The following is a 24,382-nucleotide window of genomic DNA, read 5'->3' as shown; positions in this document are numbered from 1 at the left end:
GACAACCGCCGAGCCGGATCACCAGTCATCGACACCAACACCCGCACCAACCGCCCAACAAGCGCCTCCACACCGGCACCATCGAACACATCAGTGCGGTACTCGACTCGCAGGCTCAGTCCCTCCCGCGGAATCACCTGCACCGCAAGGGGATAATGATTGCACTCGCGACTACTGAACTCGGCGACGGCCAACCCGTCGCCCAACGCCATTCCGGTGTCCAGCGGGTAGTTCTCATAGACGAACATCGTGTCGAACAGCCGGTCGTGGCCGAGGAGGCGGTGGATCTCGGGCAGGGCCAGGTGGCGATGATCCAAGGTGTTGTTGTGAGCGCACTGCAGCTGTTCCATCAGCTCGGCGGCAGTGGTGGTCGCCGTGATGTCGGCCCGCACGGGAACCGTGTTGATCATCAGGCCGATCATCGATTCCGACCCGGGCAGCTCGTCCGGGCGACCGGAGACCGTGGTGCCGAACACCACGTCCTGCTGGCCGGTCAGCGAGGCCAGCGACACCGCCCACGCCGCGTGCAGCACCGTGTTGACCGTGGTCTGCTGTGAGCGTGCCAGCTCCCCCACCGCCCGACTGATGTGCGGGGGCACCTCGAACGTGGCCACGCCACGCGGACCCATCGCCGACCGGTTCGGCGGGGCCACCAGGGTGGGGGTTTCGAAACCGCTCAGCAGATCGGCCCAGGCCGCCCTGGCGGCCACGAGGTCACGGTCGGCCAGCCAGGACACGAACCGGCGATACGGCACCGCCGCGGGCAGCCGCCGCCCCTGGTACACGCCGAAGATCTCCTGCAACAGGAGCGGTAGCGACCAGCCGTCGACCACGAGGTGGTGGATGGTCAGCACGAGCCGGTGCCGTTCCGGCGTGATGCGCACGAGCGCGGCCCGCAAGACCGGCCCGCGACCGAGATCGCAGACCGCTGCCCGCTCGTCGGCGCACAGTCGCTCTACCTGGTCATCGGATTCGAAGTCGACGTCCTGCCATTCCAGCCCGGGGTCGGAGAGGATGACCTGTACCGGCTCGTCGAATTCCTGACAGAACCGGGCCATCAGGTGTGGATGACGGCAGACCACCGCGTGCGTCGCGTCACGGAGCCGGTCGGCGTCGAGCGGGCCCGTCACCGCGAAATCCAGCTGCATCGCGTACAGGTCGCTGCTCGCATCCTCGGCCCCGACGTGGAAGAGCAGGCCGTGCTGCAGTGGGGTCAACGGCAGAACATCGGAGACTCGGTGGCGGCTGTTCAGGCAGTCGATCTGGTCCTGGCTCAACCGCACCGGAGCGATGTCCGAGGGCGTCAAACCACCGCCACCGCAACGCACATGGGCGCAGATCCCGGCCAGCGCATCGAACCACAACTGACTCAGCCGCTCGACCTGAATGTCGTCCAGCGCCGACACCGCCCATGTCCAGTTGGCGCGCAGTTGCGGCCCCGCAGCGGTGTCCACCGTGGCGGCGTTGAGCTCCACCGTGTGGGTCAAGGGGGTCGGCACCCCCATGGCGGCGGCCGTGAGTGTCCCGGCATCCGGGTCGATCCGCCACATCTCACCGGAGAGGTCACCGGCCGCGCCGAGGCGGCCCAGATAGTTGAATCCCACGCACGGCTCCGGCACGTCCAGATCGACGGTCGAATTCAGGTAGCGCAGCAGGCCGTAGGTCACCCCGTCGGGCAGGGCATGCAACTGCTCCTTGGCTATTTTGACGAACCTGCCCAGGGCGGCGCCACCGGAGACCACCTGAGCCCAGGACAGTTCACCGCTCGGCAGCGCGACCGGGTACTTGGTGGTGAACCACCCGACGGTGCGCGACAGGTCGGCGTCGGCGGCCAGTTCCTCCTGCCTGCCATGGCCTTCCACGTCGATGCCGATCCGTCGCCCGCGGCGACCGCCGACGAATTCGGCCAGCGCCAGGCCGAACGCGATCAACAACACGTCCTGCACCCCGGTGTGGAACGCCGCAGGCACCTCACCGAGCAGCATCCGCGTCGTCCCGGTGTCCAGCGACGCCGATGAGTATCCGGCCGTGGCATAGGTGTCCGACTCGGGCCGGGGTGCGGGCAGTGCCGAGGGGATCTCGACCACCTGCCGCCAGGCGTCGGCCAGTGCTGCTACCTCGTCGGAGTGTGCGTGCTGTGCCAGCAGGGTCGACCACCGCGCGAACGACATCCCCCCGACGGGCAGTTCGACCGGACGCCCGCCGCGGTGCTGGGCCCAGGCGATGTTGAGGCTCTCCAGCAGGATTCGCCACGAGACCCCGTCGACCGCGAGGTGGTGCACCACCAGCGCCAGCTGACTGGTTTCAGTGGCCCACACCGCGCTGAGCATCGCCCCGGCGGCCGGGTTCAGCCGCGACCGCGCCTCGACCATCGCGTCCGCAGTGAGCACCTCCACCGACATCAGACGGCCCGCCGCGACGACGGAACCCGGCTCGGGGACCACCGGCGCCCAGGTCCCGTGCTCGTCGACAGCCACCCGCAGCCGTAGCATGGCGTGCCGATCCAGCAGCGCCTGCAGCAGGACCACGACGGCGGCAGCACCGACGCCGGGCGGGGCCTGCACGACCACCGACTGGTTGAACTCACCGACCGGGCCGTCCACACTTCGCAACCAGCCGATGATCGGTGTCACCGCCACCGGTCCGGTTCCCTCGTCGACCACACCGCGGACCTCGGCCACCCCGACCACGCGGGCCAGCCGGGCCACCGTCTGCTCGACGAACACATCACGCGGCCGACAGCTCAGACCCGCCGCACGGGCCCGCGACACCACCTGCATCGACAGGATGCTGTCCCCGCCCAGCTCGAAGAACGAGTCGTCGACCCCGACCCGATCCATCCCGAGAACCTCGGCATAGATCGCGGCCAGTATCTCCTCGACCGCGTCGGCCGGGGCACGATACCGGTCGGCATTCTGGTAATCGGGTGCAGGAAGAGCCCGCCTGTCCAGCTTGCCGTTCACGGTCAGCGGCAGGACGTCGACAACGACCACCGCGGCGGGAACCATGTACGCGGGGAGCCGTGCGGCCAGCGCAGCACGCAACGCCGCGGGATCCGCTGTGCCGGTGATGTAGGCGACCAGCCGCCTGTCGCCGGCGCGATCCTCGCGGGCGATCACCGCAGCCTGGCCCACACCGTCCGCCTGGCTCAGCACGGCCTCGATCTCGCCCAGTTCGATGCGGTAACCGCGTATCTTGACCTGCTCATCGGCGCGGCCCAAGTACTCCAACTGCCCGTCGGCACCCCACCGCACCAGATCCCCGGTGCGATACATCCTCAGTCCGGAACCCCCGAACGGGCACGCCACGAACCGCGACCCGGTCAACCCCGACCGGCCCACATAGCCGACTGCGACACCGCGACCCGCCACATACAGCTCACCGACCACCCCGGCGGGCACCGGCCGCAGCCAAGAATCCAGCACGAACAACGCCGCGCCCGCCACCGGCGCACCGATCGGGACCGTCGTCAGCCCCGGGGTGAGCGGCGCACTCATCGACGCGTACACGGTGGCCTCAGTCGGGCCGTACGCGTTGATCAGCACCCTGCCCGGAGCCGCCCACCGGTGCACCACCTCGGCCGGGCACGCCTCACCGGCGACCACCAGCGCCAGCGATTCCAGCCCTGCGGGCGACAGCATTCCCACCGCCGACGGAGTCTGACTCAACACATCGACCCGCTCGCTGACCAGCAGGGCGTGGAATTCGTCCGGTGACGCCGCCACATCCTCGGGCACCACCAGCACCCGCCCACCCCCGAGCAGCGGCGCCCAGATGTCCCACACCGAGACGTCGAAAGCGTAGGAATGCCATTGGCTCCACACCCCTGCGCGAGGTAGGTCCGCAGTCACCGAGCCCACCAGCTGGGTGACGTTGCCGTGCGTGACCGCGACGCCCTTCGGCACACCGGTCGTCCCCGACGTATAGATGAGGTAGGCGATGTCGTCGGGTGCCGGGAACGGCACCGCGGTGCTCGGCTGGGCCTCCACACGCGGATCGTCGACATCGACGACCGCCATCTCATGACCGTCCAGTCGCCGACGCAGCGCTGGGGTGGTGACGACTGCCACGGCTGCGGCATCCGCCAGCACGAAGCCGATCCGCGCATCGGGATGACCCGGGTCGATCGGCACGTAGGCCGCACCGGTCTTCAGTACCGCGACAATCGCCGTGATCGCTTCGGCGGACCGGTCGAACAGCAGCGCCACGGATGTACCCGGGTGAGCACCGAGGCCGATGAGCAGTCGCGCCAGCCGGTTCGACGCCGCATCGAGTTCTCGGTAAGACGATGAACGGCCCCGGCAGGTCAGCGCCGAAGCGTCAGGTGTCCGGGCCACCTGCGCGGCGAACAACTCCGGGACCGACACCGGAACATCCGTCTGCCGATTCAACACCGCCCGGTTGCCCCACTCGCCGGCCCGGGCTTCCTCGGCAGGGTCGAGCACACTGACGGACGACACCGACTGACCGGGATCGGCAACCATCTCCGCCAGGATTCTCGACAACCGCCGGGCCGTGTCCTCGGCGCCGAGGCCCGGTAGCCCTGCGCCCTCCGTGCTGAGGAAGATCTCGTCGCCCGCTGTGGCGAAGACCAGCCCGAAGCTTCCCACCGGGCCGGTGTTGGTGAAGGACGCCGTTGCCGGCGCACCACCGAAGGACAGCTTCGACAAGACCGGCAGGAAGTTGACGCCGACCCGTGCAGGCGGCCGCCCCGTGCCGCCCGGGCGAGATTCACGCTCGAGCGCGTGTACCGGAAACCGTTGATGCCGTAGCACTTCGCGGATTCGCGCATCCACGGACGCGCAAAACTCGGCGACGGACGAATTGGGGGGGACGTTCAAGACCAACGGTATGACACCGGCGAGCATGCCGGGGAGCGTCTTGGACTCGGGGCGTACCCGCCTGGTGACCGGGAGATTCAGCGCGACCTGTGAGCTCTGCGCGCTCCACTCGCGCACCAAGAGCGCGCTCGCCGCCGTCAGTATCGAGGATCGAGGCGTGTTCCACAGTGCGGCCAGTTCGTCGACGCGAACGACCAGGGCAGGATCCAGTTGTACGGGCATCGACGGCGCAGGTGGTTCGTCTCGGACATCCGCGGTGTGCAGATCCCCGAGGGACGGCTCACCGTCCGGGGGGAGATTGTTCGCCCAGAACTCCTGATCGACCGAATACGTCTCAGACGATTCGTATTCCGCTTCGCAGGCGACCAGTTCCTCCAACGATCCGAACAAGGCCGGCGAAATGGGCGCGCCGCAGACGACGGCAGAATAGATGGACGCGATCCGCTGCCCGGCCAACCCCAGGGCGAAACCGTCGATCACCATGTGGTGGCAGCAGGCGAAGAGAACGAATTCGTCGATGCGCGTCTGGAACAGCGTGAACGAGAACAGCGGACCGAACAGCGGCATCGGCGTGCACCGGATCGACGACGCGATGCGGTGCACCTCGTCCATCGCATGGGCGGACTCGGTCAGGTCGTGGAATGCCGGCTCGACGTTCGGGTCATCGATCACCCTTTGCAGCACCTGGCCGTCTACCTCTACGAAGGCGGCCCGTATGGGTTCGGCCTCGCGCACCACGCGGCGGATGGACCACTCCAGGGCGTCGCGGTCGACGGCGCCCTCGATCCGTACGAACAGCCCGAGCTGCCAGTCGGTGGCGGACTCCCCCGACTCCTGCGCGAGCCATATGTCGAGCTGCCCCCGCGTGAGCGGAAGTGTGCGCTGTCCTCGCTCCATTCGACCCCCAGGAACTCCCTGACCTGGTGCTGACTGACGCGTCAGCCGCGATCCGCGGCCAACCGATCGCGCAAACTCATGGAACGAACGTCCGCATCACCGTTCACCGTTTGCCGGCTGGTCGGCACGTCGGGAAAGCAGGCCACAGCCTGTGTCGGTCCGCATTGTTGACCAGCAAGAAGAAGCTGCCGTCCATATATTCAACCGGTTCGATATCCACCGGGCCCCCCAGGTCGTTTGCCAAGATCACTGGAAGATCCGACCTTACGACAGTTCAGCAAGGTCACACCGGCATTTTCCGAAGTTATGGCGAACTTCCACCGTTGCTACTGACCATCGAAAATAAATCACCGCCCGGTCTGCGCGGCTCCATCTCGCTTGAACAGGCATTTACCTGCGCAAATGGGAGTCATTCGGCGACGAGCCTGGCGCGGGGCAGCGCCAGACTCACGAGGTTTGTCACCACCCGGAAGGGATCTGGTCTGCGAGGGCAAACCGAGCGGCTCGATGATCAACCAGCAAAGGTTCGCCTCAGCAACCGCAGCATTGACGGAGGGCGATGAACTTCGGGGCGCGCGGTCGGCGGTAGAGCTCCAGAGCAATGTCCGGGGCGAGTGCCCGCCGACCGCCGGCGGTCAGCCGCCGTTGCCCTCGAGCTTCGACCGCACGCCCTCCTCGACCTTCTTGCCCAGTTCGGCGTCGACGTTGCGCCAGTACTCGAACACCCGTGACAGCACCGGTTCCCGCACGCCGTCGGTCACGTGTCCGATGATGTTGTGCGCCAGCCGGTCCCGCTGATCGTCGTCGAGCACCTCGCGAACCATGGTGCCGGCCTGACTCCAGTCGTCGTCCTCGGCGCGCAGCGTGTAGGCCGCCCGGACCATGTCGCCGTCGGACATCCAGTGCGCCTCGGTGCCGCGGGCCGGGTCGGCGTGCGCGCCGCCCATCGAGTTCGGCACGTACACCGGATCGCTGGTCAGTCGCATCCGCATCGCCCCGTCCTTGGAGTAGCTGCGGACCTCGACCTTGGGTTCGTTGACCGGGATCTGCTTGTAGTTCACCCCGAGGCGGTGACGGTGCGCGTCCGCGTAGGAGAACCCGCGGGCCAGCAGCATCTTGTCCGGGGACAGGCCGGTGCCGGGCACGATGTTGTTCGGCTCGAAGGCCGCCTGCTCGATCTGGGCGTGGTAGTCGGTGACGTTGCGGTTCAGCGTCATCCGCCCGACGTCGATCAGCGGGTAGTCGCTGTGCGGCCACACCTTGGTCAGGTCGAACGGGTTGATGCGATAGGTCTTGGCGTCCTCGAACGGCATGATCTGCATCTTCAGCGTCCAGCTCGGGAAGTCCCCGTCCTCGATCGAGTCGTAGAGGTCGCGCTGGTGATAATCGGCGTCCTCGCCTGCCAGCCGGTCGGCGTCTTCCTGGGTCAGGAAGTCGACGCCCTGGTCGGTCTTGAAGTGGTACTTCACCCAGAACATCTCGTCGTCGGCGTTGACCCAGCTGTAGGTGTGGCTGGAGTAGCCGTTCATGTGCCGCCAGGTCTTGGGGATGCCACGGTCACCCATCAGCCACGTCACCTGGTGCGCCGACTCGGGCACGAGTGTCCAGAAGTCCCACTGCATGTGGTGGTCGCGCAGGTTGTTGGCCTGCATCCGCTTCTGGCTGCGGATGAAGTTCTGGAACTTCATCGGGTCGCGGACGAAGAACACCGGGGTGTTGTTGCCCACCATGTCGAAGTTGCCCTCGGAGGTGTAGAACTTCAGCGCGAAGCCGCGAGGGTCGCGCCAGGTGTCCGGGCTGCCCCGCTCCCCCGCGACGGTGGAGAACCGCGCGACCATCTCCGTCTTCGCGCCGGGTTGGAACACCGCCGCCTTGGTGAACCGGCTCACGTCGTTGGTCACCTCGAAGACCCCGAATGCGCCGCCGCCCTTGGCGTGGGGCTGACGCTCCGGGATGCGCTCCCGGTTGAAGTTCGCCATCTGCTCGATCAGGTAGTGGTCCTGAAGCAGGATCGGGCCGTCAGGTCCGACGGACAGCGAGTACTCGTCGCTGGGTACCGGGTTTCCGGCGTCGTTGGTGGTGAAGTTGTTCTCGGTGGCGGTCATCGTGGTCGTTCATCTCCTCGGGGAACAGGCGGCCGTGGGGGCTGGACCGCGGACGCGCGGACGCGTCACCTCCGGGGTGTACCCGAAACCGCGATCTTGGATGCACGAAAACGACGAGACGCCCCGGCGCGGGGGCGACGGGGCGTCTCGAAGGGCTGCAGAGAAACGTCTAGGCGGACATGTCGGCCGGTCCGGTGTCGCGGCAGTCGGCGCACACGCCCCAGAACACCACCTCGGCACGGTCGACGACGAAGCCGTCGGTGTCGGCCGGCGCGAGACACGGCGCCGCGCCGACCACGCACTCCACGTCGGCGATGCGCCCACACGACCGGCAGACCAGGTGGTGATGGTTGTCGCCGGTGCGTGTCTCGTAGCGGGCCGAGGGGCCGGCCGGTTCGATCCGACGCACCAGCCCGGCCTCGGTGCACGCCCGCAGCACGTCGTAGACGGCCTGGGTGGACACCGAGCCGAGCCGGCGCCGGACCTCTCCGGCGACCTCGTCGGCGGTCGAGTGCGGTGCGGCGACCAGCGCGTCCAGCACCGCGATCCGCGGGGCCGTGACACGCATACCGGCGGCCCGCAGCAAGGCGCGGGAGTCGGCGTCGTGGATCGCGGTCACACCATCGAGTATGCCCTCAATCTGGATCCAGTCAAGATAAGGTGCGTCACGGCCGGGCCGGGGCGGTGGTGGTCGGCGCATCGGGCGCAGCGGGCCGCTGCGGGCCGAAACCGGGTCCGCCGGGTCCGCCCGGTCCTCCGGGACCGAACGGGCCGCCCCGCTCCGCTCCGCCGGGGCCCATCATCGGCGGCGGTCCGCCGTGGTGCATCATCACGCGGTCGCCGTGGCCGGGCCCACCGCCGCGGTGTCCGCTGTCGGAGGCCTTGCCGAGGATGAAGCCGGAGAAGAAGACCACCGCGACGACGAACACGACGCCTGCGACGATGCCGACCCACGCGGCGGCGGTGGTGACGCGGCTGCCGCGCCGCGGTTCACGCTCGACCACGGGCGCGGTGGATTCGGTGACGACGGGACGCGTCGCCGGTTCGGGGGATGAAGGTGTTTCGGTCATGACTCACAGCCTGCAAGCGGTGTTCAAGCGCTGATCCTGAATCAGCTATGAATCCGCTGTGAGCCATGGTGGAGATCACCAGGGCTTGAACGGGTTCACCGCGAACTGGATCACCCGGTACGGCGTCCCGCCGCGCGGCGTGGTGTTCCACTGGCTGACGAACACCCGCACCTCGTCGAGCGTGGAGCCCGGCGAGATGTACCCGCCGTACGGTTGCGCCAGCCGGTTGACCTCCGGAGGCGGCAGAACCTCGGCCGGCTCCGGCCAGTCGGTGGCCACCACCACGGTCGTCACCGGCGCCGTGCCGAGGCCCGTCGGGGCGTCGGCGACCCGGACCTCCATGTTGCCGTTGCCGGCGTTGAAGTACGACAGCACGGTCTTGCCGTCGATCTGGCGGACGCTCATCTCCCCCACCCGGTCGCCCCACAGCGCCGTGGCCGGCTTGCCCCAGCCGCCGTCCGGACCGGGCAGACCTGACCAGCCCTCCCAGGTCGACCGGTCGGTGAAGGTGTCGGGCCTCGCGCGGTAGAGCACCACCGGTGCGGTGCGGTCGAAGTTGTTGGCCACGATGTACACCCAGCCACCGGGTGAGTCCGCGGTGGGGATCGGGTCGTAGTAGCCGCTGATCTGGGACTGCCTTCCGCCGTCGTAGCCGGCGTCCCGCTCCGAACCCTCGATCGTCGGCCAATCACCCTCGGCGGCTGATGCTTTCACCAATCTCGACGACTGCGGCCGCAGGTCACGGGTGGTGGTGATCAGCATCCAGTTCTCCCGGTTGACCTGCACCACCCCGGCCGGCAGCTGCGAGGACCCCGGCGGCGCGGGGTCGGCGAGCAGCGGCGTGTCGACTCCCGAAACCCCGTCGTAGCGCACGCCGTTCGGATCACCGACGGACTCCGGGTCGACGTGCAAGGCGATCGGCGAGTACCACCCGCCGTACCCGACGCCCTGGCCGGCGAAGCTGTCGCCGCACACCTGCAGGATGCCGCTGGGGAACTCCATGAACTCGCACAGGTCGGTCGCGCCGATGCCGTAGTCGCGTGTCGCGGTTCCGGTTCCGGCGGTCGGCCCGAGGCGGAGCACCTGCCCGGGCGCCAGCGGTGGCAGCACCGGGCCCGGTGCGGGCGAGGGCGGTTCGGCCAGCGCGGACGGCGCCGCGGGCAGCAGCATCAGGACGCCGAGCAGCGCCCCGACGGCCCGCCGGGTCACAACCGAGCGGCCAGCAACTCGGCGATCTGAATGGTGTTCAGCGCCGCACCTTTTCGCAGATTGTCACCGGAGACGAACAGCGCAAGCCCACGGCCGTCGGGCACGCCCGGATCCTGCCGGATGCGGCCGACGAGCGACTCGTCCGCGCCCGCGGCGGCCAGCGGCGTCGGCACCTCCGACAGCGTGACACCGGGCGCCGCGGCCAGGATCTCCGTGGCCCGCTCGACCGAGAGTGGCTGGGAGAACTCGACGTTGATCGACAACGAGTGGCCGGTGTACACCGGCACCCGCACGCAGGTGCCGCTGACCAGGAGGTCGGGGATGCCGAGGATCTTGCGGCTCTCGTTGCGCAGCTTCTGGTCCTCGTCGGTCTCCCCCGAGCCGTCGTCGACGTAGGAGCCCGCCAGCGGCACCACGTTGAACGCGATCGGCGCGACGTACTTGTTCGGCGCCGGGAAGTCCAGGGCTGAGCCGTCGTGCACGAGGTCGCGGCTGCCGGAGACGACGGCCGTTGCCTGGCCGTACAATTCGTCCACCCCGGCCAGCCCGCTGCCCGACACGGCCTGATACGTCGAGGCGATCATCCGCACCAGACCCGCCTCGTCGTGCAGCGGTTTGAGCACCGGCATGGCGGCCATGGTGGTGCAGTTGGGATTGGCGATGATGCCCTTGGGTCGATTGCCGGCGTCGCGGTCGAAGTTCACCTCGGAGACCACCAGCGGCACCTCGGGGTCCTTGCGCCACGCCGAGGAGTTGTCGATCACCACGGCGCCCGCGGCGGCGAACCGCGGCGCCTGCACCCGCGACATGGTCGCGCCCGCGGAGAACAGCGCGATGTCGATGCCGGACGGATCGGCGGTCTCGGCGTCCTCGACCTCGATCTCCTGGCCGCGGAACGGCAGCTTCTTGCCCTGCGAACGCGCCGACGCGAAGAACCGCACGCTGGTGGCCGGGAAGTCCCGTTCCTCCAGCAGCGTGCGCATCACCTGGCCGACCTGTCCAGTCGCGCCCACAACTCCGATACTGACCATTCGTTCTACCGTCCCGTTCCCGCGTACACGACGGCTTCCTCGTCGCCGCCCAGTCCGAACGCCTCGTGCAACGCTGCAACGGCCTTGTCCAGTTCCGTGTCCTTCACCAGGACCGAGATCCGGATCTCCGACGTGGAGATCAAGTCGATGTTCACGCCGACCTCGGCGAGCGCCTCGCAGAAGGTGGCGGTGACGCCGGGGTGGCTGCGCATGCCCGCGCCGATCAGCGACACCTTGCCGATGTGGTCGTCGTACAGCACCCGGGTGAACCCGATCTCGTGCTGCAGCGACGTCAGCTTCTCGACCGCGCCGGGCCCGTTGTCCCGTGCGCAGGTGAAGGTGATGTCGGTCTTCCCGTCCTCGATCTTCGAGATGTTCTGCAACACCATGTCGATGTTCACGTCGGCGTCGGCGACCGCGCGGAACACCCTCGCGGCGTAACCCGGGACGTCGGGCACGCCGACGACGGTGACCTTGGCCTCGCTGCGGTCGTGGGCGACCCCGGTGAGAATGGCGTCTTCCATGGCGATGTCCTCGATCGATCCCTTGACGATGGTGCCCGGCTTGTCGGAGTACGACGACCGGACATGGATGGGCAGGTCGTAGCGGCGGGCGTACTCGACGCACCGCAGCATCAGCACCTTCGCGCCGCACGCCGCCATCTCGAGCATCTCCTCGAAGCTGACGGTGTCGAGCTTGTGCGCGTTCGGCACGATGCGCGGGTCGGCGGTGTACACACCGTCGACGTCGGTGTAGATCTCGCAGACGTCGGCGTTCAGCGCGGCCGCCACCGCGACGGCGGTGGTGTCCGAGCCACCGCGGCCCAGCGTGGTGACGTCCTTGGTGTCCTGGCTGACGCCCTGGAAGCCGGCGACCAGGACGATCTGCCCCTCGTCGAGCGCCGACCGCAGCCGGGTCGGGGTGACGTCGATGATCTTGGCGTTGCCGTGGGTGCCGGTGGTGACGACGCCGGCCTGCGAGCCGGTGAACGACCGGGCGTGCGCGCCGAGGGACTCGATGGCCATCGCGACCAGCGCGTTCGAGATCCGCTCACCCGCGGTCAGCAGCATGTCCAGTTCGCGCGCCGGCGGCGCCGGGCACACCTGCTTGGCCAGATCGAGCAGGTCGTCGGTGGTGTCACCCATGGCCGAGACCACCACGACGACGTCGTTGCCCGCCTTCTTGGTCTCGACGATGCGCTCGGCGACGCGCCGGATGCGCTCGGCGTCGGACACCGAGGATCCGCCGTATTTCTGCACGACGAGCGCCACTGTCAGCCCTTTCAGGGTGCGGATTGGTCGCACACAAGGATAAGGGGTCGGAGCACCCGGTTTTTCCCTCCGGCGGGCAGGCCGTGCAGCACAGGCTCGGTAGCGTCGAGACGTGGCCGACCCGCCGACCGATCGCACCGCCCAGACCCGGGTGCCCATCCATCCCGACCTAGCCGCGAGGTGGAGTCCGCGCGCCTTCGATCCGGCCGCGGCGATCACCGACGAGGAGGTCACCGCGCTGCTCGAGGCGGCCCGCTGGGCGGCGACGTGGGGGGCGCGCCAGCCGGTGCGGTTCGTCGTGGGACGGCGCGGCGATCCCACCTTCACGGCCCTGGCCGCCACGCTGAAGAGGGGAAACAGCTACGCCCACGCCGCGGGCGCGCTGATCCTGGTGTGCGCCGACGAGGGCGAGGACGAGCGGACGGCACGCTATGCGGCGCTGGACGCAGGCGCGGCGATCGCCAATCTGACCGTCGAGGCGGTGTCCCGGCGGCTGATCGCCCACCCGATGGCCGGCTTCGACGCCGACGCGGCCCGACGCGAGTTCGGCATTCCCGAGGGTGTCCGGCCGTACGCCGTGGTGGCCGTCGGATCGCTCGGTGACTACGCCGACGCCGACGAGAAGACCGTCGAGCGCGACTCACTGCCCCGCCGGCGGCTCCCGCTGGAGGAGATCGCCTTCGCCGAGCGCTGGGGCAAGCCGGCGGACTATTAACGCGCCCGCAACACCGCGACACTGTCCGTGTAACAGAAACGACGGTTACTGCCAGTGAACGGACCCGACTGAGCGGTCCGCATCACTTCCAGGAGTAACTAACCAATGGACGTAGTGGACACTGGCACCACGGCATTCATGCTGTGTTGCATCATCGGGCTGACCCTCATGATCCCGGGCCTCGCGCTGTTCTACGGCGGCATGGTCTCGGTCAAGAGCTCGACCAACATGATGATGATGACCTTCGGTGCGGTCGCGGTCGTCGGCGTGCTGTGGGTGCTCTTCGGCTTCTCGATGGTCTTCGGCACCTCGTACGGCGGCTTCGTCGGAAGCTTCACCGAATTCGACGGCATGACCGACCTACTGGAGTCCCAGACCACCATCTCGGGTCTGCCGGTGAGCCTGTTCGCGATCTTCCAGGCGCTGTTCGCCGGGATCACCGTCGCGCTGATCTCCGGCGCGGTGGCCGACCGGATGAAGTTCGGCGCGTGGATGCTGTTCGCCACGGTGTGGGCCGTGCTGGTGTACTTCCCCGTCGCGCACTGGGTGTTCGCGTTCGACGGAGTGGTCACCGAGAACTCGGTCGGCGGCTGGATCGCCAACAGCCTCAAGGCCATCGACTTCGCCGGTGGTACCGCGGTGCACATCAACGCAGGCGCCGCCGCGCTCGCCGTGGCGATCGTGCTCGGCAAGTCCGCGATGTTCGGTCAGCTGCGCAAGCCGCACAACGTCCCACTGACCCTGCTCGGCGCCGGCCTGCTGTGGGCCGGCTGGTATGCCTTCAACGGTGGTTCGGCGCTGGCCGCGGGTAATTCGGCGGCGATCGTCATGGTCACCACCTTCGTCGCGACCTGCGCCGCCACGCTGGCCTGGCTCGCCGTCGAGAAGATCAAGGACGGCCACGTCACGGGCGTCGGCGCGGCTTCGGGCGCCATCACCGGCCTGGTCGCCATCACCCCCGCGTGTGGTTCGGTCACCCCGGTCGGCGCGATCTTCGTCGGCGCCATCGCCGGCGCCATCTGCGTGTACGCCGTCGGCCTGAAGTCGAAGTTCGGCTACGACGACTCGCTCGACGTCGTCGGCGTCCACCTCGTCGGCGGGCTGATCGGCACGCTGCTGATCGGCTTCTTCGCCAGCGAGGGCATGCCCAACGCCACCAACGGCCTGTTCTACGGCGGCGGTGTGGACCAGCTGTGGAAGCAGGCGGTCGCCGCCTTCGCGGTGATGGGGTACTCCTTCGTCGTCGCGTTCGCGATCGCCTTCGCGCTCAAGAAGACGATGGGCATCCGCATCTCGCCCGAGGAGGAAGAGCAGGGCATCGACGCGAAGTTCCACCGCGAGTCGTCCTACGACATGGCACCTGTGTGATCTGACGCCGGCCGGCGCGGGCTCATCCCCGCACCGGCCGGCTTTCGCATGCCCGCCGAGTTTCCTATCGTGATACTTTGATTCTCAGCAAGAGACAGGACCGGTATGACCCCCGACCTCGCCACCCTCACTGAGGAGTCCGGCACGAAGTTCGTGCTCGCGCTGTTCGTCGACCTGCGCGGAAAGCCGTGCGCCAAGCTGGTGCCGGTCGAGGCAATAGACCTGCTCGCCACCGAAGGCGTCGGATTCGCGGGCTACGCCGTCGGCGCCATCGGTCAGGAGCCCAAAGATCCCGACCTGATGGCGATCCCGGACCCGGCGTCGTTCACCCCCATCCCGTTCATCAAGGACGGGCTGGCCATCGTGCACTGCGATCCGCACGTCGAGGGCAAGCCGTGGCCCTACGCACCACGCGTCATCCTCAAGGCACTGATCCAGCAGGCCGCAGACGCCGGATTCGAGCCATGGGTGGGCGCGGAGGTCGAATACTTCCTGCTGCACCGCAATCCCGACGGCAGCCTGTCCACCGCCGACGCCGCCGACACCGCCGCCCAGCCCTGCTACGACGCCCGCGGCGTCACGCGGATGTACGACCACCTCACCGCCATCTCCACGGCGATGAATGCGCTGGGCTGGTCGAACTACGCCAACGACCACGAGGACGGCAACGGCCAGTTCGAGCAGAACTTCCAGTTCGCCGAGGCGCTCACCACCGCCGACCGGGTGGTGACGCTGCGCTACCTCCTGTCGATGATCGCCGCCGAACGCGGCATGGTGGCCACCTTCATGCCCAAGCCGTTCGCCGACCGGACGGGCAGCGGCCTGCACCTGCACCTGTCGCTCACCAGCGGCGGCAACCCGGTGTTCCCGGCCGCCGAGGACCACCGCGGTCTCGGCCTGTCCGACACCGCATACGGCTTCATCGGCGGAATCCTCGACCACGCCTGCGCACTACAGGCCGTCATCGCGCCGACGGTCAACTCCTACAAGCGAACCGGTGCGACCTCGACGGCGTCCGGCGCGTCGTGGGCCCCGCGGCGCGCCACCTACGGCGGCAACGACCGCACGCACTACATCCGGGTGCCCGACTCCCAGCGCATCGAACTGCGCGGCGGCGACGGGTCGGCCAACCCCTATCTCGCGATGGCCGCCGCGCTGGGCGCGGGCCTGGACGGGATCAAGCGCAGCACCGATCCCGGCGCGGTCGGCGCTGCCGGTGACGGCCGCGCGACCCTGCCGCCGACGCTGCTGCACGCCGTCGACGAACTGCAGTCCGACCCCGTGGTCTCCGGTGTGCTCAACGCCGCGGGCGACGGGGTGGCGGGCTACTTCGCCGACGTCAAACGCGAGGAGTTCTTCGCCTACCACGGCTCCGTGACGCCGTGGGAGATCGACCAGTACCTGACCGCCTTCTGATTCGCGACTGACCCACGACTGACCCACGACGAGGAGAACGAGACAGCGATGTGCGGAATCGTCGGGTTGCATCTGCGCAACCCTTCGCTGTACCCGCGGTTGGGCGAACTGCTCACCGGGATGCTGTGCGAGATGGCCGATCGCGGAAGCGATTCGGCCGGCGTGGCGGTGTACGGCGACCCGACCTGGACGCCGCCCGGCCGGTCGTGCGTCTCGCTGCTCGGCGTCGACGCCTCGGCCGACTCCGTGCGCTCGGCACTGGGCCCCCAGGTGACGGTCACCGTGCTCGACGACACGTATCTGGTATCCGGTGAGGCCGACGCGACCACCCTGCTCACCACGGTGCGGGCGGCACTGCCCGACGCACTGGTCGCGGGCTTCGGGGACGACCTCGCCGTGCTCAAGGGCGTCGGCCACCCGCGCACCCTCGCCGAGTCGTGGGGGCTGGCGGCGGCGCAGGGCTGGCAGGGCGTCGGGCACACCAGGATGGCCACCGAGTCGGCCGTCACGCCGTCGGGTGCGCACCCCTACGCCGTCGGCCCCGACCAATGCCTGGTGCACAACGGCTCCTTCGCCAACCACGCCACCATCAGACGCGAACTCCGTGCCGCCGGAATCGAATTCGACAGCGAGAACGACACCGAGGTGGGCGCCCGGTTCGTGGCGGCGCAGCTGGCCGCGGGCCGCGACATCGAGACCGCCCTGAAGGAACTGTGCGCCCGCTTCGACGGGTTCTACACGCTTCTGGTGTCCAACTCGGACTCGTTCGCCGTGGTGCGCGACGCCATCGCCTGCAAACCGGCCGTCATCGCCGAGACCTCCGACTGGGTCGCGATGGCCAGCGAGTACCGCGCGCTGTCCGGCCTGCCCGGCGTCGGGCATGCCGCGATCTGGGAGCCCGAACCGGAGGTCGTCTACGCATGGCAGCGCTGATGAACTGGGACCTGCGGGAGACCCCGCTGCGGGAGGTCAACGCCGCCCTGCACGCTCCCGGTCTGGCCGGCGAGTTCGTCATCGACCACCCGGCGGGCGCGCACAACGTGGCCGTCGGCCTCGACTCGCCGGTTCGCGTGACGGTCAACGGCCACGTCGGCTACTACGCGGCCGGGATGAACCAGCGCGCCGACGTCGTCATCGACGGCAACGCCGGCACGGGCGTCGCGGAGAACATGATGAGCGGCACCGTGTGGGTCAAGGGTGACGCGTCGCAGTCGGCGGGCGCGACCGCGCACGGCGGACTGCTCGTCATCGAGGGCAATGCCGCTGCACGGTGCGGTATCTCGATGAAGGGAGTGAACATCGTGGTGGGCGGCGACATCGGCCACATGAGCGCATTCATGGCCCAGGCCGGCCGACTGGTGGTGCGCGGCAACGCAGGCGAGGCACTCGGCGACTCCATCTACGAGGCCCGCCTCTACGTCCGCGGCGACGTCGCCTCACTGGGCGCGGACTGTGTCGCCAAGGAGATGCGCGCCGAGCACCACGAGGAACTCGGCGCGCTGCTGAAGGCGGCCGGATTCGAGGACGACGACACCTCCTCGTACACCCGCTACGGGTCCGCCCGCACCCTGTACCACTTCCACGTCGACAACGCAGCGAGCTACTGAACATGACCATTGACCCGGCACAGCGAGGCCTGCGCGAGTCGGCCACCTTCGACCGCGCCACCATCGCCGCGATCCAGCGGGCCGCCGAGACCGGCGTCTACGACATCCGCGGCTGGGGCGCCAAACGCCCGCTCCCGCACTTCGACGACCTGCTGTTCCTCGGCGCGTCGATGTCGCGCTACCCGCTCGAGGGCTACCGCGAGCGATGCGACACCGATGTCGTGCTCGGCGACCGGCACGCCAAACACCCTCTGCACCTCAGCATCCCGGTGACCATCGCCGGCATGTCGTTCGGTGCACTCTCGGGTCCGGCCAAGGAGGCGCTGGGCCGCGGCGCCAGCGAGGCCGGGACGTCGACGACCACCGGCGATGGCGGCATGACGCCCGAGGAGCGCGGGCAGAGCAAGCACCTGGTGTATCAGTACCTGCCGTCTCGCTACGGCATGAACCCCGACGACCTGCGCCGCGCGGACGCGATCGAGGTGGTGCTCGGCCAGGGCGCCAAACCGGGCGGTGGCGGAATGCTGCTGGGACAGAAGATCTCCGAGCGCGTCGCAGGCATGCGCACGCTGCCGCAGGGCATCGACCAGCGGTCGGCATGCAGGCACCCGGACTGGACCGGACCCGACGACCTGACCATCAAGATCAACGAGCTGCGCGAGCTCACCGACTGGGAGAAGCCGATCTACGTCAAGGTCGGCGCCACCCGCACCTACTACGACGTCAAGCTCGCGGTGCACGCCGGCGCCGACGTGGTGGTGGTCGACGGCATGCAGGGCGGCACCGCCGCCACCCAGGAGGTGTTCATCGAGCACGTCGGCGTGCCGACCCTGGCCGCGCTCCCGCAAGCCGTGCAGGCGTTGCAGGAGTTGGGCGTCCACAGGAAGGTGCAGCTCATCGTCTCCGGTGGCATCCGCACCGGCGCCGACGTGGCGAAGGCACTGGCGCTCGGCGCCGACGCGGTGGCGATCGGCACCGCCGCCCTGATCGCGCTCGGGGACAACCATCCGCGCTACGCCGCGGAATACGAGAAGCTGGGCAGCGCAGCGGGTTTCTTCGACGACTACCAGGACGGCACCGACCCGGCGGGCATCAGCACGCAGGACCCGGAGCTGGCGGCACGGTTCGATCCCGTCGAGGGCGGCCGGCGATTGGCCAACTACCTGCGCGTGCTGACCATGGAGGCCCAGACGATCGCGCGGGCCTGCGGCAAAGCTCACGTGTGCCACCTGGAACCCGAGGATCTCGTGGCCGTCACCATCGAGGCCGCAGCGATGGCGAGGGTCCCGCTGGCCGGCACCAGCTGGATTCCCGGCACATGACGGACACCGCTGACGTCGTCATCGTCGGCGGCGGCATCGAAGGCGCCGCCGCGGCCTGGGCGCTGGCGCAGCGCGGCGTCACCGATGTCGTTGTCGCCGAACGCAATACCGTCGGCTCGGGAATGACCGGGAAGTCCAGCGGCATCGTGCGGTGCCACTACGGCGTCAGCTCGCTGGCCGCGATGGCCACCGTCGGACTCGAGGTGTTCGAGAAGCCGCAGCAGTTCCTCGGCGACCACGCGGGCGACATCGGGTTCCGGCAGAGCGGCTACGTCGTCGGCGTCGGTGAACAGAACGTCGACGCGATGCGCGCCAGCCTGGCCGCCCAGCGTGCCGTCGGGGTGCAGACCGAAGAGATCGACACCGCCGAGGTCGCCCGCATGTGGCCGTACGCCGACCTGACGCCGTTCGCCGCGTTCGGCTGGGAGCCGCGCGGCGGGTACGGCGACGCCTATCAGACCGCGCAGGCGCTCGCCGTCTCCGCGCGTGCCGCCGGGGTCCGGATCCGACAGGGCACACCCGTGGTGGACCTGCTCGTCGACGGCGACCGGATCACCGGCGTCCGCACCGCCGACGGCACCGAGATCCACGCCCCGTCGGTGGTGGTCGCCACCGGCGCGTGGACGCGCCCGTTCCTGGCGCCGTACGGGATCGACGTGCCGATCCGCGTGGTGCGCGAGCAGATCGTGCTGATCTCGCCGGGCGTGCCGACGGCAGGCCTGCCCGTGTTCTCCGACCTGGTGTCGCTGCAGTACATCCGCCCCGAGACCGGTGGCGACGTGCTGTTCGGCAACAGTGACCTCGCGGACGTGGCGGAGGCCGATCCCGACCGGTATCTCAACCGGGCCACCGACGACTTCGTCGACGTCACGGTCGAGAAGGTCGGGACCCGCTTTCCCGGCTTCACCGCAGCGGCGATCACCGGCAGCTATGCCGGCTGCTACGACGTCACGCCGGACTGGAACCCGGTGATCTCCGCGACCGGGGTGCCCGGACTGTTCGTCGCCGCGGGCTTCAGCGGGCACGGCTTCAAGATCGCACCGGCGGTGGGCCGCCTGGTCGCGGACCTGGTGATCGACGGACGCAGCGCCGACGCGCGTATCCCCGAGTCGGACTTCCGGTTGTCCCGGTTCGAGGAGGGCGACCTGCTCAAGACGCCGTACCCGTACGTCGGCGCCGGCGAGATGCGCTAGACAGAAACCCGTGAGCCCCGCTGACGACGACGTTCCGCTGCTGCGGAACAAGGCAGGCACCGCGCGCGACCGCAACCCCCAGGACTCGGTCGAAGAGGTCGAGTTCGAGGCGGCGATCGGGCGCAATGTGCGCCAGCTGCGGTTGCAGCACGGCCTCACCGTCGCCGACATGGCGGCCCGGGTCGGCATCTCCAAGGCGATGCTGAGCAAGATCGAGAACGCCCAGACCTCCTGCAGCCTGTCGACGCTGGCACTGCTGGCCAAGGGCTTCGACGTGCCGGTCACCAGCCTGTTCCGCGGCGCCGACGTGGAACGGCCCGCGGCCTTCGTCAGGGCGGGCACCGGCGCGCACATCGTGCGCAACGGCACCAAGGAGGGCCACGACTACGAGCTGCTCGGGTCGTTGCGCGGTGAGCACAAACGGCTGGAATGTCTGCACGTGACGCTGTCGGAGAAGAGCCGGACCTACCCGCTGTTCCAGCATCCGGGCACCGAGTTCATCTACATGCTCGAAGGCGTCATGGACTACAGCCACAGCAGGTCGGTGTACCGGATGCAGCCGGGAGACTCGCTGCAGATCGACGGCGAGGGGGCGCACGGCCCCGTCGACCTGGTCGAGCTGCCGATCCGCTTCCTGTCGGTCATCGCGTTCCCCGACTCTCAGGTGTAGCCCTGCGGGAAGGGCGATGTTTGGCCGTCCGGCACCGCGGGAGTAATGTGGCCTCCGTGCAGCGGGTGCTCCTTCTCGGACGCCGCGACGGGGTCTGACCAGACCGGCTTCCTGTCGCGGGTGTTTCGCGATGCGCCGGTCGAGTCCCCTTTCACACTCCCGGAGCCGATCACATGACCACCCCAGATTCCGCCGACGCATTCGCCTCGGTACGCACCATCCGCACCCCCGCCGGTGAGCCACATCCCGGCCAACCCGCCTGGAACACCCAGCGCGGGTCATCGATGCCGGTCACCCGGTACCGCAGCTTCGCCGACGAGGTGGAACCCGTCACGGTGCCCGACCGCACCTGGCCCGACAAGGTCGTCACCACCGCACCCATGTGGTGCGCGGTCGACCTGCGCGACGGCAATCAGGCGCTGATCGACCCGATGAGCCCGGCCCGCAAACGCCGCATGTTCGAGCTGCTGGTGCGGATGGGCTACAAGGAGATCGAGGTCGGCTTCCCGTCGGCCAGCCAGACCGACTTCGACTTCGTCCGCGAGATCATCGAGCAGGGCGCGGTGCCCGACGACGTCACCATCCAGGTGCTGACGCAGTGCAGGCCCGAGCTGATCGCGCGCACGTTCGAGGCCTGCGCAGGCGCACCGCGGGCGATCGTGCACTTCTACAACTCGACGTCGATCCTGCAGCGCCGCGTGGTGTTCCGGGCCGACCGCGAAGCCGTCAAGAAGATCGCCACTGACGGCGCGCGGATGTGCGTCGAGGAGGCCGCGAAGTACCCCGGCACGCAGTGGCGGTTCGAGTACAGCCCGGAGTCCTACACCGGCACCGAACTCGAGTACGCCAAGGACGTGTGTGACGCCGTCGCCGACATCATCGCGCCCACGCCCGAGGCGCCGCTGATCGTCAACCTGCCCGCCACCGTCGAGATGGCCACCCCCAACGTGTACGCCGATTCGATCGAGTGGATGAGCCGCAACCTGGCCCGCCGCGACTCGATCATCCTGAGCCTGCACCCGCACAACGACCGCGGAACAGCCGTCGCCGCAGCCGAACTGGGCTATCAGGCCGGCGCCGACCGCATCGAGGGCTGCCTGTTCGGCAACGGTGAGCGGACCGGCAACGTGTGCCTGGTGACGCTGGGGCTCAACCTGTTCAGTCGCGGTGTCGACCCGCAGATCGACTTCTCCAACATCGACGAGGTCCGGCGCACCGTCGAGTACTGCAACCAGCTGCCGGTCCACGAACGCCACCCCTACGGCGGCGATCTGGTCTACACCGCGTTCTCCGGCAGCCATCAGGACGCGATCAACAAGGGCCTGGACGCGATGAAGGTCTCGGCGGACGAGCAGGACGCCGACGTCGACGACATCCTCTGGCAGGTGCCGTATCTGCCGATCGACCCCAAGGACGTCGGCCGCACCTACGAGGCCGTGATCCGGGTGAACTCGCAGTCCGGCAAGGGCGGCGTCGCCTACATCATGAAGGCCGACCGCGGCCTGGTGCTGCCGCGCCGGCTGCAGATCGAGTTCAGCCAGGCGATCCAGAAGATCACCGACGGCGAGGGCGGCGAGGTGTCGCCCAAGGACATGTGGGACGTCTTCTCCGAGGAGTACCTGGCACCGATCCGGCCGCTGGAGCGCATCCGCCAGCGGGTGGACGCGTCCGAGGTCGACGGCGGCACCGACACCATCGTCGCGGTGGTGAAGGTCGACGGCGAGGAGCGCGAGATCGTCGGCGCGGGCAACGGTCCGCTCGCCGCGTTCGTCGACGCGCTGGGCGCCATCGGCTTCGACGTGTCCGTGCTGGACTACTCCGAGCACGCCCTGTCGGCGGGCGAGGAGGCCCAGGCCGCCGCATACGTCGAGGCGTCGGTGGGCGGCAGGACCGTGTGGGGCGTCGGGATCGCGACCTCGATCACCACCGCGTCGCTGCGCGCCGTGGTGTCGGCCGTCAACCGGGCGGCACGCTAGCCGAGGACCGCGCGCAGGATCCGGTCGATCAGTCCGCCCGGATCCTGGGCGCCGGGCTGCTCGGCGGTGAAGGTCGTGTGGCTGAACGCGAGGCCGTTGAGCAGACGCGCCAGTTCTCCCACCTGTTCGGCGGACGGATGCTGTCCCGCCGCCTCGAGGATGAGGCCCGCGGATTGCAGCGCGGCGGCCTGGATGTCGGCGAGCGCCCGCTGCAGTTCCGGGCGACGGGTGCCCTCGAGGAACAGCTCGAACCGGGCGACGTTCACCCGCCGGGCGTGCTCGTCGGGGTCGGTGACCATCCGGGTGAGCAGTGCCGGGACGCCGCCGGGACTCTCCTGCCGGCCGACCAGCGCCTGCAGCATGGCCACCCGCTGCCAGTGCGCGTCGGCCACGTGCGCCGTCACCGCCTCGAGCAGTGCCAGCCTGGTCCGGAAGTAGTTCGAGGTGGTGCCCGCCGGGACGCCGCTGCGGGAGTCGACCTGCCGATGCGTCAGACCCCCGACGCCCGTGTCGGCCAGGATGGCGATCGCGGCGTCGAGGATCTGAGTCCTTCGCTCGGGGTTGGCGGGCATCAGTTCCTGACGCGCAGACGCCAGAACATGGTCAGCATCGCGGCGTAGAAGGGGAACAGCAGGTAGCTGAACCACACCGGGAAGAACGCCAGGTAGAAGCCGACGTCGTTCCTGACGGCACCGACGTAGACGTGCAGCGGCACGCTCAGCACGATATAGACCAGCGCCCAGGTGAAGAACACTTTGTGCGCCCGGTTGGCGAAATCGACCCGGCGCCACACCAGGATGCCCGTCACCGCGGCGCAGGTCATCGGGATGAGCAGCGCCATGTCGGTCGTTCTGGTCAGGACGTACTGCAGCGTCGGCTCGTCGCCGAACACCACCCGGAACAGGTGCAGTACGACGCCCATCCCGATGGTCAGCATCGCCGCCTCCCGGTAGAAGTAGCCGTGCCTGCGGAAGGCGTCGAGAAGCGTCGGTCCGTGTACTACATGTGTAGTGGTCATGCCGTGAGGCTACCACTACACATGTAGTGCTGCAAGCGGGTCAGACCTGGGGACGGGTGGCGCGATACCGGGTCACCTGCCCGAACAATCGGAGCCGATGGGTCCCCACTTCATCGACGTCGAAGCCGGCTGCGCTCAGCAGGTCGGCGATGGTCTCGCCGTGGCCGTGCGCGTGGCCGTGGGTGTGGCCGTCGATGTCGACGACGTGGAGGCTGCCGCCGGGCCGCAGCACGCGGAACGCCTCGGCGGCAGCCTGCACCTTGGTGCCCTCGTCGAGATGGTGCAGCATCATCGACGACAGCACCCGGTCGAAGCTGCCGTCGGGGTACGGCAGCCGCTGCGCGTACGCCCGTTCGAAGCGAATTCCGGTCAGGCTCTTGATCTTTCGTCGGGCCCGCTCCAGGGCACGGGGGTCGGGATCCGATCCGGTGAACTGCGCGCCGGGATGTGAGCGCTTCGCGCTGACGGTCACGTTGCCGGTGCCACAGCCGATCTCGAGGACCTGCTGGCCGTTGGCGAGCCCGGCCTGCTCGATCAGCGCGCGGTAGGCCGGCCGCATGCCGAGCACCCGGGTGAGCAGGTCGTACCCTGGGAGGAATGCGTCGCGTCCGGCGGCCGGCAGGTAGTCGATTGACCGATCTTTCGTCATGTGACCATCGTGATCTACGCGCGC

General features: G+C 68.8%; 19 protein-coding genes. 9 read left to right on the top strand and 10 right to left on the bottom strand.

All coding sequences use genetic code 11. The features are described 5' to 3' along the window. The 7 genes from AB0K11_RS24365 to AB0K11_RS24335 form a co-directional block, all read right to left on the bottom strand. Window positions 1-5,738 (bottom strand): amino acid adenylation domain-containing protein (locus AB0K11_RS24365; RefSeq protein WP_364983086.1); only part of this gene is annotated, 5,738 nt, incomplete at its 3' end. Between the two features lie 635 nt (window positions 5,739-6,373). Continuing rightward, complete coding sequence (locus AB0K11_RS24360) at window positions 6,374-7,843, bottom strand: catalase (protein ID WP_269896269.1); 1,470 nt, start codon at window positions 7,841-7,843, stop codon at window positions 6,374-6,376. A 169-nt stretch (window positions 7,844-8,012) separates the two neighbouring features. Further along, complete coding sequence (locus AB0K11_RS24355; protein WP_364983083.1) at window positions 8,013-8,462, bottom strand: Fur family transcriptional regulator; 450 nt, start codon at window positions 8,460-8,462, stop codon at window positions 8,013-8,015. A gap of 46 nt (window positions 8,463-8,508) precedes the next feature. Beyond that, window positions 8,509-8,913, bottom strand: a complete 405-nt coding sequence (locus tag AB0K11_RS24350; RefSeq protein ID WP_364983080.1) for a hypothetical protein — start codon at window positions 8,911-8,913, stop codon at window positions 8,509-8,511. A gap of 75 nt (window positions 8,914-8,988) precedes the next feature. Continuing rightward, window positions 8,989-10,083: a DUF4185 domain-containing protein gene (locus AB0K11_RS24345; RefSeq protein ID WP_364983176.1), complete on the bottom strand. Its 1,095-nt coding sequence runs from the start codon at window positions 10,081-10,083 to the stop codon at window positions 8,989-8,991. 35 nt (window positions 10,084-10,118) lie between these two features. Further along, window positions 10,119-11,153, bottom strand: coding sequence for an aspartate-semialdehyde dehydrogenase (locus AB0K11_RS24340; RefSeq protein WP_364983077.1), 1,035 nt, complete (start codon window positions 11,151-11,153; stop codon window positions 10,119-10,121). 5 nt (window positions 11,154-11,158) lie between these two features. Continuing rightward, window positions 11,159-12,424, bottom strand: a complete 1,266-nt coding sequence (locus AB0K11_RS24335) for an aspartate kinase (protein WP_364983074.1) — start codon at window positions 12,422-12,424, stop codon at window positions 11,159-11,161. Window positions 12,425-12,536: 112 nt separating this feature from the next. On the opposite strand from AB0K11_RS24335, the gene AB0K11_RS24330 reads away from it, so the two are divergent. The 9 genes from AB0K11_RS24330 (at window position 12,537) to leuA (ending at window position 22,691) form a co-directional block, all read left to right on the top strand. After that, a complete protein-coding gene (locus AB0K11_RS24330; protein ID WP_364983071.1) occupies window positions 12,537-13,139 on the top strand; it encodes a nitroreductase family protein in 603 nt (200 codons plus the stop codon). A 114-nt stretch (window positions 13,140-13,253) separates the two neighbouring features. Next, the gene (locus AB0K11_RS24325; protein ID WP_364983173.1) at window positions 13,254-14,507 is read left to right on the top strand and encodes an ammonium transporter; all 1,254 of its coding nucleotides are present in this window, start codon (window positions 13,254-13,256) and stop codon (window positions 14,505-14,507) included. A 105-nt stretch (window positions 14,508-14,612) separates the two neighbouring features. Further along, window positions 14,613-15,923, top strand: a complete 1,311-nt coding sequence (gene glnT / locus AB0K11_RS24320) for a type III glutamate--ammonia ligase (protein WP_364983068.1) — start codon at window positions 14,613-14,615, stop codon at window positions 15,921-15,923. A 48-nt stretch (window positions 15,924-15,971) separates the two neighbouring features. Further along, window positions 15,972-16,856 carry a glutamine amidotransferase gene (locus AB0K11_RS24315; protein ID WP_364983065.1) on the top strand — a complete coding sequence of 295 codons (885 nt, stop codon included), beginning with the start codon at window positions 15,972-15,974 and terminating at the stop codon, window positions 16,854-16,856. Continuing rightward, a complete protein-coding gene (locus tag AB0K11_RS24310; protein ID WP_364983062.1) occupies window positions 16,844-17,530 on the top strand; it encodes a protein glxC in 687 nt (228 codons plus the stop codon). Before AB0K11_RS24315 ends, AB0K11_RS24310 begins: the two co-directional genes overlap by 13 nt. Before the next feature lie 2 nt (window positions 17,531-17,532). After that, window positions 17,533-18,852: an FMN-binding glutamate synthase family protein gene (locus tag AB0K11_RS24305; protein WP_364983059.1), complete on the top strand. Its 1,320-nt coding sequence runs from the start codon at window positions 17,533-17,535 to the stop codon at window positions 18,850-18,852. Next, window positions 18,849-20,045, top strand: coding sequence for an FAD-binding oxidoreductase (locus AB0K11_RS24300; protein WP_364983056.1), 1,197 nt, complete (start codon window positions 18,849-18,851; stop codon window positions 20,043-20,045). The genes AB0K11_RS24305 and AB0K11_RS24300 overlap by 4 nt, the downstream gene beginning before the upstream one ends. A 10-nt stretch (window positions 20,046-20,055) precedes the next feature. Next, a complete protein-coding gene (locus tag AB0K11_RS24295) occupies window positions 20,056-20,715 on the top strand; it encodes an XRE family transcriptional regulator (protein WP_264010998.1) in 660 nt (219 codons plus the stop codon). Window positions 20,716-20,888: 173 nt separating this feature from the next. Next, window positions 20,889-22,691, top strand: coding sequence for a 2-isopropylmalate synthase (gene leuA, locus AB0K11_RS24290; RefSeq protein WP_364983051.1), 1,803 nt, complete (start codon window positions 20,889-20,891; stop codon window positions 22,689-22,691). On the opposite strand, the gene AB0K11_RS24285 is transcribed toward leuA, so the two are convergent. Genes AB0K11_RS24285 through AB0K11_RS24275 form a run of 3 tightly spaced genes read right to left on the bottom strand, consistent with a single transcriptional unit; the run spans window position 22,688 to window position 24,358 of the window. Then, complete coding sequence (locus tag AB0K11_RS24285) at window positions 22,688-23,263, bottom strand: TetR family transcriptional regulator (RefSeq protein ID WP_364983048.1); 576 nt, start codon at window positions 23,261-23,263, stop codon at window positions 22,688-22,690. The two genes, leuA and AB0K11_RS24285, sit on opposite strands and share 4 nt — an antisense overlap. Next, the gene (locus tag AB0K11_RS24280; RefSeq protein ID WP_364983044.1) at window positions 23,263-23,709 is read right to left on the bottom strand and encodes a hypothetical protein; all 447 of its coding nucleotides are present in this window, start codon (window positions 23,707-23,709) and stop codon (window positions 23,263-23,265) included. Before AB0K11_RS24280 ends, AB0K11_RS24285 begins: the two co-directional genes overlap by 1 nt. A gap of 40 nt (window positions 23,710-23,749) precedes the next feature. Then, window positions 23,750-24,358, bottom strand: a complete 609-nt coding sequence (locus tag AB0K11_RS24275; protein WP_364983041.1) for a class I SAM-dependent methyltransferase — start codon at window positions 24,356-24,358, stop codon at window positions 23,750-23,752. Window positions 24,359-24,382 lie beyond the last annotated feature (24 nt).

The sequence above is a fragment of the Mycobacterium sp. NPDC050551 genome (assembly GCF_040674075.1).
Lineage (GTDB): Bacteria > Actinomycetota > Actinomycetes > Mycobacteriales > Mycobacteriaceae > Mycobacterium.
This window is presented reverse-complemented; position numbering and strand designations above follow the sequence as displayed.